The organism is Oceanihabitans sp. 2_MG-2023 (assembly GCF_030547245.1).
Classification (GTDB): domain Bacteria; phylum Bacteroidota; class Bacteroidia; order Flavobacteriales; family Flavobacteriaceae; genus Oceanihabitans.
This window is the reverse complement of record NZ_JAUOQT010000002.1, coordinates 599,912-612,078: the sequence shown is the minus strand read 5'-3', so window position 1 is coordinate 612,078 and position 12,167 is coordinate 599,912. Positions and strand designations below refer to the sequence as shown.

Annotated in this window: 7 protein-coding genes; all 7 read right to left on the bottom strand. The window is 31.8% G+C overall.

Going from position 1 to position 12,167, the window contains the following annotated elements; genetic code table 11:
* Window position 1 precedes the first annotated feature (1 nt).
* The gene (locus Q4512_RS06515) at window positions 2-2,344 is read right to left on the bottom strand and encodes a polysaccharide lyase 6 family protein (protein WP_303423142.1); all 2,343 of its coding nucleotides are present in this window, start codon (window positions 2,342-2,344) and stop codon (window positions 2-4) included.
* A gap of 165 nt (window positions 2,345-2,509) precedes the next feature.
* Complete coding sequence (locus Q4512_RS06510) at window positions 2,510-3,277, bottom strand: SDR family NAD(P)-dependent oxidoreductase (protein WP_303423140.1); 768 nt, start codon at window positions 3,275-3,277, stop codon at window positions 2,510-2,512.
* Window positions 3,278-3,344: 67 nt separating this feature from the next.
* Window positions 3,345-4,619 (bottom strand): Nramp family divalent metal transporter, encoded by a 1,275-nt coding sequence (locus tag Q4512_RS06505; RefSeq protein WP_303423138.1) that lies wholly within the window; start codon window positions 4,617-4,619, stop codon window positions 3,345-3,347.
* A gap of 32 nt (window positions 4,620-4,651) precedes the next feature.
* Window positions 4,652-6,535 carry an NADP-dependent phosphogluconate dehydrogenase gene (gene gndA, locus Q4512_RS06500; RefSeq protein ID WP_303423136.1) on the bottom strand — a complete coding sequence of 628 codons (1,884 nt, stop codon included), beginning with the start codon at window positions 6,533-6,535 and terminating at the stop codon, window positions 4,652-4,654.
* Between the two features lie 11 nt (window positions 6,536-6,546).
* Window positions 6,547-7,572 carry a polysaccharide lyase family 7 protein gene (locus Q4512_RS06495; protein WP_303423134.1) on the bottom strand — a complete coding sequence of 342 codons (1,026 nt, stop codon included), beginning with the start codon at window positions 7,570-7,572 and terminating at the stop codon, window positions 6,547-6,549.
* 12 nt (window positions 7,573-7,584) lie between these two features.
* The gene (locus Q4512_RS06490) at window positions 7,585-9,783 is read right to left on the bottom strand and encodes a heparinase II/III family protein (protein WP_303423131.1); all 2,199 of its coding nucleotides are present in this window, start codon (window positions 9,781-9,783) and stop codon (window positions 7,585-7,587) included.
* Window positions 9,784-9,808: 25 nt separating this feature from the next.
* The gene (locus tag Q4512_RS06485; RefSeq protein ID WP_303423130.1) at window positions 9,809-12,115 is read right to left on the bottom strand and encodes a chondroitinase-B domain-containing protein; all 2,307 of its coding nucleotides are present in this window, start codon (window positions 12,113-12,115) and stop codon (window positions 9,809-9,811) included.
* Between the last annotated feature and the right edge of the window lie 52 nt (window positions 12,116-12,167).

Sequence of the window (12,167 nt, the reverse complement as noted above, 5' to 3'; positions counted from 1 at the left end):
TTTAGTTATTAGAAATAGGTCCTATGTTTTTATGGTCAGTTCCTTTTCCTCTTAATGAAGAATCCTTTGATAGTTCAAAGGTTCCTTTTTTAAAAGTTGGAGCTATGTTATATAGGTTTTCTATAGTATGTTTTTGATTTCCGGTAACTTCAATTTTTCCAGATTTGTAATAGTTGTTATTTAATACATTTACAATTGGTTCACCTACTACTAAGTGCATGTTTAAACCAGCTGTATTGTTAAAGTTGTTGTTTTCAATATTGTTAACTTGAACGCCATATAAAGACATAGCAGATTTATATTTATTCTTTTTGCCAAAACCTACATTATTAAATACGTTGTGGTCTACTTCTAAAAATGGACCGAAAGTACTTTCGTCTTTTCCGCCTCTATATAAACGTAAAGCAGCACCTTGTAAATCGGTTACTGTATTGTTTTTCATAATAAAGTATTCTACATTATATGCGCCAATGTCATCCGTTTCTTTATCTAATGCAGCAATGTGACCAGAGATGTTTTTGAATTTAGAATTTTGAATACTAATAGTATCTGCGAAAGTGCCTTTAGAGACTCTTAGTACATCAAACGAATGGTTAACAACCATATCTTTAAATTCGCAATTGTCAATAAATAGTTTGTAATTATCTAGCATGGAATTTTTACTAGTACTAATTACAGAATTTCCTGCGTAGTCTGGAGATTTAGTACCATCAAAAGTGATGTTTTCTAGTGACAAACTTCCGCCATTTTGAATTTCTAAAGCCATCATACGTTCAAATAAAATAACAGGCTTTTCTTTTCCTGATGATTTTATAGTTAATGGGTGATTAATTTTTGCTGCTTTAGTTATTAAATAATTTTTGCTCGATTCTAATACTAAAATATCTCCTGCTTCTGAATTTTTTGTTGCTTCATATAATGTATTAATTCCTGGAGCAACTTTTGTTGTTTTTCCTGAATTAAAAGCAATGTTTGTGTCTTTTTTGGAATACCAAGTTGTACCAGTATTTTCTTTTGTAGCAATTTTTGGACTGATGTTGATTGCCCTTTTAATTTTATCTGACTTCGGGATGAAGTATCCTTGTTTATTTTTTACTAAGGAGATCTCGGCATTTTCAAAACCTTCATTAATAGAAGTTTTGCCGTCTTTGCTAAGAAGATTATTCTTAAATGTAATGCCGCTAATATCGGCATCGATAGTAAAAATGTCACTTTCGTTTTTATTGTAAATAATATTACCTGAAAATTCTGAAGTTCTTGGAGCTTGACTTCTTTCGGCATCATTACCAGCACCAAAAAGAATATGATTGCAATCAATAAATATATTATTGTTTGCTTTTGAATTTATAACAGGAACATAACGATTTGGTGGTGAATTTGGTACGCCATTCATCATTACAAATGCACCTCTAAAACGGTAACCGGTTAAACCAATATGATAATTATTAATAACCGTTTGTGTTTCGTTAATAATACGAACACCTCCTGTACTTGGTTTGTTGTTTCCAATAAACATATTTCCATCAACTAAGGTTTCATTTCCATGACGCATAGTTAATGTACCAGTACACTCAAAAAAAGTATTGTATTTAAAGGTGTTTTGACAAGCTTTGTTTGAAATAATTTCATGTTCGCCATTTGTTCTGTCAAAATAATTAGACGCTACTAAAGTGTTTGAGTTTTCTAGTGCATGATGACTTGTCCCAATACGTAAAGTTTCTCCTCCATTATTTCCGTAAGTTGGTCTTGGGCCAAAATAGTTGTGATCAATTTTATGGTTGTTTGCTCTACTCGATTTGGTGTCTAATCCAACAATCATAGTTACACCAAGGTTCTTTTTACCAACAATATGGTTGTGGTCTATACGGTTATTTTTTCCGTAAATAGTAATCCAATAATCTTGTACTTGACGCTCTGGATTATTGTAGTTGTCTATAACACATTCGGTTAAACGACTATTGTTTGCTATTTCTTCTCTGTTTTTTCTGAAAGAAATTACTGCGTTAGTAGGAGTGAAACCATTTTTAAAAACTAGACCTTCAACAATTAAATGTTCACCAGCTAATTGCAAGTTTGAATTTCCTTCTAAAGTTACTTTTCCTTTTTCTTCAACGTTAAGTGTAATAGGATCTTCTGCTGTCCCTTTTCCTTCAAATACCAATTCTGCATCTTTCCAAACACCGTTAGCTAGTGTGATAATATCTCCTGGATTTGCGTTTTTTACAGCCTTGTTAAATTCGGATAAATCATTTACTAATAAAGCATTATTTTCACTTTCATTACATGAAAATACTAGTAAAAAAAGAAAAATTATAGTAGTAAAATGCTTTAGTTGGTTTGTCATAAACAATTGGTTTACCAGATTGGTTTACCAATATACGTGATTTTTATAATTTTCCAAATAATATATAGACTTTTAACTCAAACCTGTGCTATTTTGATTACAAGATAAAAAATAAGCCATTAAAAAAACACATTAGTATTTTGTTAATGGCTCTGTAATAAACAACTACATGTTGTAAACACCTCCGTTGATGTCAAGTGTAGCTCCAGTAATAAAACCGTCATATTCAGATGCTAGAAATAAAACAGCTCTAGCAACATCTGCAGCATTACCTGCTCGTTGAATTGGGATACCAGCTGTAGTTTCGGCTGCCGATTCTTTTGTAGTATGTGTGTTATGAAAAGAAGTTCCAAGAATAAGACCAGGAGAAACTGCATTAACTCGAATACCTTGATCTCCTAATTCTGTGGAAAGTGCTCTTGTAAATGTTAAGATAGCTCCTTTACTTGTTGCATATACTAGAGATCCTGGGTGTCCACCTTTACGACCTGCTAGTGATGCTAAATTAACAATACTACTGTTTTCGTTTTTTGCTAAATAAGGCGCAGCTGCTCTTGTAACAAACATCATGGAGGTTAGGTTAATGTCCATTACTTTGTGCCAGAATTCTGTTTCTATATCGCCTAGCATTCTACGTGCAACAAGGGAACCTGCATTATTGATTAGTATATCTAAACTTCCAAGTGCATCTACTGTTGTTTTTAACATTGCATTAGCATCTGCCTCTTTGGTTAGATCGCCACTTATAGCTATTGCTTTTTGCCCTTTGCTAGTTGCATATTCTGTCAATTGGTTTGCTGTATCTGCACTAGAAAAATAATGAATTGCCACATTGGCTCCATTATCAATAAAGTGTTTTGTTATAGATTCTCCAATCCCTTGTGCTCCAGCGGTTATTAGAACGTTTTTTCCTGTTAATTTATTCGTATTCATATTGCGTATGTATTGATAGAGTTGATGTTTTTATTGTTGATGTATTTATTTTTTGCGAATTGTTTTATTAAAAATATTCTGTTAGTGCAAGAATCCCGTTGTATGAAATTACTAACGAAAAGAATAAAGCGGCAAATAGCCCAATGTTTACTCCAAGATTGGTTTTGTAATCTTTCATTACTTTCTTATTATTTATCATTAGAATAATTCCTAATACTACTGCAGGTAAAATAAATACATTAAATACTTGGGAAAGAATTTGAACTTCTATAGGATTTGCGCCAAAAGCAGGGCCTATTAAAGCAACTAGGCAAGCTATAAAGGTTATAATTCTAAACTGTTTAGAGTTTGTATCTAATTCGCCAGATTGGTAATCGGCAAGTAATAAAGGAGCAATTAATAGACAAGGGAAAATAGAAGATAAACCAGCACTTAAAGCACCAAAAAAGAAAATAGTAACGGCCCATTTACCAGCAACAGGTTCTAATGTATTTGCCATATCTAAAACTTGTGTTACTTCTTTTCCTTCATAAAATAAAGCTCCAGCAGACACAGCCATAATAGTTGCACTAATTAAAAAGATTAAAACTGCAGCTGTTATAGAATCCTTTTTTTGTTGTTCTAAGTTTTTAATAGTCCATCCTTTTCCTTTTACAAATAAAGGTCTAGATAAAAATGTAGCCGAAGCCATGGTAGTACCAACAAATGCGGCAACTAACATTTTGCCTCCTGGTACATCTGGAATTGTTGGTATTAATCCTTTAACTACATCTATAGGAAGTGGTTGTACAAAACATAGGGATAGTATAAAGGAGAATCCCATTAAGGTTACAAAAATGACTAGTATTTTTTCAAAAAAAGTGTACTTACCAACTAGCATTAATAAGTAAAATGTTATGATGATGATGATAGCGGTTATTAATACAGTTTCATATTTAAAATCACTTAGTCCATCAAAATTAACAGCCAAAATTTCGTAAATGATATTAGAAGATATCCCTAAAATTCCCATTAAAGAATTCCATTGTCCAAATGTGATTCCTATAATAATTAATATAGCTAAAGCTTTACCGTATTTTAAGTGTTTTTTAAATCCGAAGAGTGCAGTTTCACCAGTTATCAATCCGTAATTTCCATAAGCAAACATCAATACACCAGAGAAGATACAACTTAGTAATAGTACCCAGAGTAATTGCATGTTAAACTTGCTTCCTGCTACAATCATAGAAGTTACACTACCTGTACCAATGGTATAACCAATAGCAAAAATTCCAGGACCAAATCCTAATATAATAGCAATAATTTTTTTAAGAAATGATTTATTAGGTGTTGTTGCATCCATAATATGAGATCGTTTTTATTGTTTTATTTGTTTTAATTCCAGTTCGTGTGATGGCTCTTTCCAGATGCATCATCTAATCTTTGATAGGTGTGTGCTCCAAAGTAATCACGTTGTGCTTGTATTATATTTGCAGAGGTATATGCTGTTGTAATTCCGTTTAAAAATTGGATAGCTTCTGCCAGAGCTGGTGTTGCAACATCATTAAGTATGCATTGTGACACTACTTTTTTTGCAGCTGGTTTGTATTTAATAACCGTGTTTATTAATTCTGTATTGGTTAAAATATTTGATGTCTGTTTAAACACTACAACCAATTCTTCCATTAAAGTAGATCTAATTATACAGCCATTAGTCCATATTCTTGCTATTTCACTTAGGTTTAGATCCCAATCCATTTTGTTTGAAGCTTCAGCAATTAATTTAAAACCTTGATAGTGATTAATAATTCTTGCAAACTGGTAAGCCTCTAAAATTTCGTTAGTTGTTAGGTTTAATTGCGAAGTATTTCCTTTTTCAAAAAGTTTGTTTAATTGTAATCTCTCTTCTTTATAAAACGAAATATATCTTGAAAATAGGGCAGAAGCGATTAATGTGCTAGGGACACCAAGTTCGGCTGAAGCTATGGTTGTCCAGTTTCCTGTGCCTTTATTACCAGCTTTATCTAATATTTTATTTACTAACCAATCGTCTCCTTCTTTTTTTTGAAAAATTGCAGTTGTAATTTCTAACAAATAACTATCTGCAGTTGCTTTCCAGTTATTTAAAGTGTTAGCAATAGCATCTGGATTTTGACCTAAAGATTCTAAAATCGTTGCAACTTCTGCTAGTAATTGCATTTCTACATACTCCACGCCATTATGCACCATTTTAATAAATTGCCCGCTTCCTTCTGGTCCAACGTAGGTACAACAAGGTAGGCCGTTTTTGTCTTTTGCAGATATAGTTTCTAAAAAAGGAGCTATTTTTTTGTAGGCTTCTTTATCTCCGCTGGGCATTATGGATGGTCCTTTTAAAGCACCTTCTTCACCTCCAGAAACTCCAGTTCCAATAAAGTGAATTCCTTTAGTTTTTAAATATTCGTTACGTTGTTTCGTTTTTTTATAATTAGAATTTCCACCATCAATAATGATGTCATTTTTTGACAGATGAGGCAGTAAATCTTCAATAACATAATCTATTGTTTTTCCAGCATTAACCATTAACATAATGCGCCTTGGTTGTTGCAATGAATTAACAAAAGCAGCAATATCATCGTAAGCTTCTGCTTGTGCTAATTCGGGATATTCTGCTTTAAAGTTTTTAGCAACATCTACCTCAACATCATTAACATGTCTGTTAAACATAGAAATTTTAAATCCGTTATTGGCTAAATTTCTACATAGGCTTTTTCCCATAACGCCTAAACCAAATAATCCAAATTCTGAGGTTTTCATTAATTCTTGTTTTATTTTTTTAATAATATTTTCTGGTGTTATCTTAATGTCTATTTTCATGGCTTCATCTGGTGTTTCTAAGGTTTCAAATTGTGACTTTAGTAACTCGGCAGGCATGAAATGTCCCTCTCTGTTATTTAATCTTTTTAAAACCTGTTCGAAAGAACCAGATAGATGTACCCATTTTGTTTTCTCTTTAATAGTATGACTTAACGTTTCACGATACTTTTGTTTTAAAGCAGAGCAAACAATAACACAACTGTTTTTTGTGAGTTGCTTTATGGCTAAATTGTTTAATGTTTGTAACCAACCTTGTCTGTCTTCATCATTTAAAGCTTGACCGTTAGACATTTTTTTAATATTACTTTCAGGGTGGAAATCATCACCATCAAAAAAAGGAATGTCTAATTCTCGGGCAAGTAATTTTCCTATTGTGCTTTTTCCACAACCAGAAACTCCCATTACAAATATTACTTTATTCAATGATTTTCGTTTTAATGGTTAGGTGCTGTTCCTTTGCCAACAGTAGCTTTTTTAAACCAAACTTCGGTATAAGCTCCATTTGCATATTGTTTTTCTATATTGCCATCAAATGTTTTAGATCCTGTTTTGCTATTAGCTTGGTTATAAGCGCCTTGTTTAAAGTAATTTATTTCTCCTGCATAGGCAATTTCACGTTCTACATTCACTGTTCTTCTGGATGCATATACGTCTATAATTTGTTGCGGAATATCTTCTTTTGTTGAGAAATCTGATTTTAGCAAGTTTTTGGTGAACGTTATCGTTTTGTGACCTTTACTTGAAAATGTTAGATACATAACACCTTTATAAACATTTACTTCGTAGCTAAATTCTTCACCCAATTCAATACCATCTTTTGGTTCTTCGGGCGCTGTAGATGCATCTTTGCCAACAACGGAAAAGTCGTAACCCCAAACCGCTGTTGAGTAATCCCATCTTCCAGAATTATCCTCGCCAACAGTATTTATTTCATAGTTCCAAAATACAGATCCTTTAGTATGACCTGGGAATTTCTTGTAGTATATTTTTAATGGTTCGTTTTCATGACCTTCGTCACTATGAATTTGTCCGATAACTACAGCATATGAGGAAGGTATATTTGCATTTCCTGTTGTAGAAACATGTTGTACTTTTAGTGTGCCAGTTAGTTTTCCTCCAGTTTCAGGAATCCAATGTGCTTTTTCACCTAGTTCGGTTCTTGTATTGCTTGAAGTTCTTGAGGTAATACCAGAATTAGGTGTTTTGTAAACTACCCAGTTTGTTTCTCCGTCATTTTCAACATAAAAGAAATCGTCTTTTTTATAATTTACTAAATCGTCTTTATATGTGCCATCTCCTAAAAGGATTTTCCATTTTTCCATAAAAGGAATCACATCGCTTGGGTATTTTGTAGCATCTTCCGTTTTTCCAGAAGCATCTGTGTTTGTAGTTGTTTTAGAATTGTTTTTACAAGCAACTATTATTAAAAACGTAACTAATGTAAATATTGCTTTTTTCATTTTCTATTTATTTTAATTATTCTCGAAAGCGCAATTAATAGTTTGAGTAACTCCATTTTTTTCTATAATCGCTTTTCCTTCTTTTTTGTTAAGTAGTTGAAGTATTAAGTCTTCATTTTTAAAATTAACAAGAACATCCACCTCTTTTTCAAAAGTGATTTTGGTGTTTTCAAATTTTAATGTTTTCACCGAAAAGAATATGGAAACATCTTCTTTTGTTAAAGAAATAGCTTCAGGATTGTTTGTTTTCCATTTGGAAGCGTTTAGTTTCCAGCCATTAAATTCTTTTTCTTTTGAAGTTTCGTCTATTCGTTTATCATAGGTTTCAAAAGGAAATAAAACGGTTATAAAGTTAAAGTTTTTCGTGTCTTTTTTTGAAACTACAGCCCATTGTTTTCCTCTTGCTCCATCGGTTAAAACATTGTCTGTTTTGTGCAATTGAAAAATATCTAAACCAGAACCGTTAATAAAAGAAGCGCGTAATAAGTCTGAACCATTTTCTAAACTATAATGACCTTGCCAAACTTGTTTGTATTCGTGATTTGTTTTAGAGGTGAAATTATCTTTTACAATCCAAAAACTATTATCTATAGAAATAACCTGTCTACTATATTGTACACCAATATTTTCAAACCCGTTATGACTTCCTGCGAAAACCTCTAAATTTCCATTAGTTAGAAACGTGATGTTTTTTGTTTCTGGAAGGTTTTTAAATTTACCAAAACCACTTCCTCCTTTGTTACTTGTGTATTGTTTTCCTTGTAATTCATTATCTACTAAAGCAACATTTTTAGTCATAGAGTTTTTAAACAACTCTAAATCTTTAAGGGAATAGCGTACTTGGTAATTTGGTAAAATTACTTGACCATTAGCCATTGCTTGTATGCCTAATATGTCACCATGTTGATGGTCTGGTTTTAGTTCGTCTACATCTGCCGAAATTACTAACATGTTGTCTTTTTTGTTCCAACCTTCACGCATAATATAATAGCCTGTGTCTGGAAAAACGTAGGATAATTCTTTTGGCGGAACAGCTTGTATGTTTTTTAATTTATCTAATTGTGAAGCACTTGCATTCCAATAGAATTTTGTGCTTAATTTATTATTTGCAAAATATCCTATTTCGGGATCTTCAAATAGTAGATATCCTAAAGTCATAGCTCCAGAAATATCATTTTTTTCTGCCCAAGGTGTGTCTGTATCATCAGATAAAACAGGTGCAGATTTATCTGGATAAGCAATTTTTACAAGTGTTGTGAAAAGAGACTCTAATTTGTTTTTCCAAACAGGAAGGATAGGAGTGTTGCTTTTTTTAGCTAATTGATATACATAAAAGTAGGTGCCAATATCACTCATGTGGTAGTGAATTGTGCGTTCAAATTGAAAGCCATCAGGGTTTATTTCTTTATCTAAATGTTCTCCTAAAAGTTTCATGGCATGGTTGTACCAAAGCTCTGTTCCTTCAAAATCTTGCAGTATAATAGAAAGCATTGCTAAAGCACATAAGCCTCGTGTTTGGTGATTACCAGATTTGAATTCTTGGTTGCGTTGGTACAAATGTTGAGCGTGTTGTAAAAATGTAGCAATAGTAACTAATTGTTCTTTGTCTGAGTAACCAGATTCTCCTAAAAACAAATTATGTAATTGTAACCAATTGATAATGCGGTATCCAGAACGAAAGGCTTCATAAACGCCATTTCCATCTTCAATACTTTCATATTTATTATTGGCTAAAGCAGTATTTAAAGATGCCATTTGATTGGTAAAATAATCTAAATACTGTTCGTCTTTGTTTTGATAGAAATAATAATAACCGATATCTATCATTTTATGTTGCCTTGCTAAATGACGTAAAGCATAAGCGTTTACAGGTTCTCCGTTTTGGTAATTAAAAGGCAGTTTCCATTGTGCTTCTGCTGGAAATTTTGCCAAGTGATCTAGTGCTCTTGCTGTATGTTTTGCTTTAGATTCTGGGTATAGCTTTGTGTATTCTTGGAATCGTTTATTGTTATTTTTCCAATTATAGAAATAACGTTCACTAAATTTTGTGCGAAAGTATTTCGCTAGATCTACTTGAGAAGTTGCTCCATTAGATATTAAACTATTTTGGACTGTTTTAGTTAAATAAGAAAATAATTTATCATTATCTATTATTTCATTAGATGGTATTGTTTGTGCATCAACATTTTGAAACCAGACAAGAAAAAACAAAAAAAATAGCGTTAGATTTTTCATATTAATACATGAGTTTCATTACTAAATTTTCTTCGGTTTTTATTTGTCCAGAATCCATTAAGTTGTTTTCTGATGCTACATTATTTTTGGCTCCCCAAAGAATAGATACAAATTGTACTTTATTATTTTTAAATGTGTTCTTCGTAATATTTACATTTACAATACCATTATGATTTAATAGCCTTTTGTTTTTCTCTTTTGCACCACAATTGGTAAATGTGCTATTTGTAACTAAAAGGTTTCCGCCAATGGTAGACTCATCGTATCCGCCTCTATAATAATCTATAACATTTTGTTTTACATTCGTAAATTGACAATTATCGATGGTTAAGTACTCTGTGTTGTAATCACCTCTATCGTTTGTTTCTTCAGATAATTCAATTCCGTTTTCGCAATTAGAAATCGAGGTGTTTTTAAAGGCAATTTCTTCAGAAAAAGATTGTTTATATACTCTTAACGCATAGTTGAAATTACTGATTTCTGAATCTAGAACATCTAACCCAAAGTGATTAGACATGTTCTTTTTTAAACTTGCAAAAGCATAGTTTGTATTGTTTCCTTTTAGTTTAATTCCTTTTAAGGTTAGCTTTCCGTAAGGTTGCAATGAAAAAGCTGGAGTTTCTGCTGCTCCTGAATAAACAATTTCAGCTTTATTTTTAGATTGAATAGTAATTGTTTTGTTTATTACTAAAGAATTTGAAACTTGAAATACTCCTTCTGTTAAATCAATAATATCTCCACTTTCTGCTTCTTTTAGTTTGGTATTTAATTCCGCAGAATTAGCTACTGTATGTGTTTTTGGGTCTTTTGCTTCCACTTCGTTTGAAAACCAATCTGCACCATATTTAGTTTTATCCAAAAGATCTAAACTAATATTTCCTGTATTTAAAATTGCGCCAATTTGATTTGATTTACTTCTGGAGTTTCCTATTAAATCCTCTGTAATTGTTTCAAAATCAAATCCATTATAAATTTCAATATCATCAAAACCAGATGTTGGTACAGCAAGTGCTGTTCCTATATCTGTTAACGTTAGTTCTTTAGAAATTAAACCATGATTGTTTTCAATTTCGACACCATTATTATCGATAATGTTACTTGCAAAGGTTACGCCATCAGCTTTATCATGTTCTATAATTGGATTAGCATTACCAACAGAATTATATATTATATTATTTACAACTTCTGTTCTTAATGCTCTAGCAGATCTAATTTCTGATTTAGGCAAAACATCTGCTTGCGAAAGGTTTTGTCCAACACCAAATTGCCATGGAGAGTCTGAATCAACAAAGGTATTGTATGCAACTACAACATCTGTAACTTGGTTATATCTGTTTAATGGTGACTTTGGAATTCCGTTCATAATTGCAATTGGACTTCTAAAATTCTTACCTTTTATTTTATAAAACAAGTTGTTTGTAATCCAATGTCCTGTGTTAATAATTCTAATTCCTCCAAATTGATCATTCTTACCATCGCCAATAAAATAGTTTCCATCTACTGCAACATAATTTCCGTGACGCGTTACTACAGATCCTTCACTTTTATAAAAAATATTGTTTTTAATAATATTAAAATTGGTTTTACTTGAAATTATTTCAACTTCACCATTACACTCTTCAAATAAATTATTTGCAATTAAAGTATTACTTGGTGACATGGATGTAAAGCTACTTCCTAACTGAATAGTTTCACCTCTTGCCCCACCTTTTCTTGGCCTTGGTCCAAAATGGTTATTTATGATTTTATGATAGTTTCTAATACTTTGATTTCCTTTTAAATCCACTCTCAATGTTGGTCCTCCATTTGTTTTTCCAGCAATATAGCAGTTACTTAACTCGTTATGCTTTCCGTAAAGTTGCACCCAAAGATTATCTTGATCACGTTCTAGATTATTAAAGTCTAGAATCACACAATTTGTAACTTTACAATGGTTTGCTACCTCTTTAGGACTCGTTCTAAATGCTATTACATTTTGAGATGGAGCATGTCCATTTCTAAAAAACAAACCACTTACTTCTAAATAATCTCCACTAATAGCTAGATTAGAAACCCCTTCTATAAAAACTTTTCCAGCTGTTTCGGCCGATAAAGTAATAGGATTTTCTTTTGTTCCTTTTCCTGTAAATTTTATTTCAACATCTTTCCAAATACCATTTGTTAAAACAATGTTGTCTCCTGCTTCACTATTTTTAATGGCAGTATTTAGTTCGTCGATATTGGAGACTCTAGTAGAATTGGTAACTTCTAGATTACTACAGGTCATTAGTAAGAAGCATAAATTGAAACTTAATATTATTTTTTTCATTGCATTGTAATGTGTTAGATGTCTTTAAAATATAAAAGCCTTTTTAAAAATA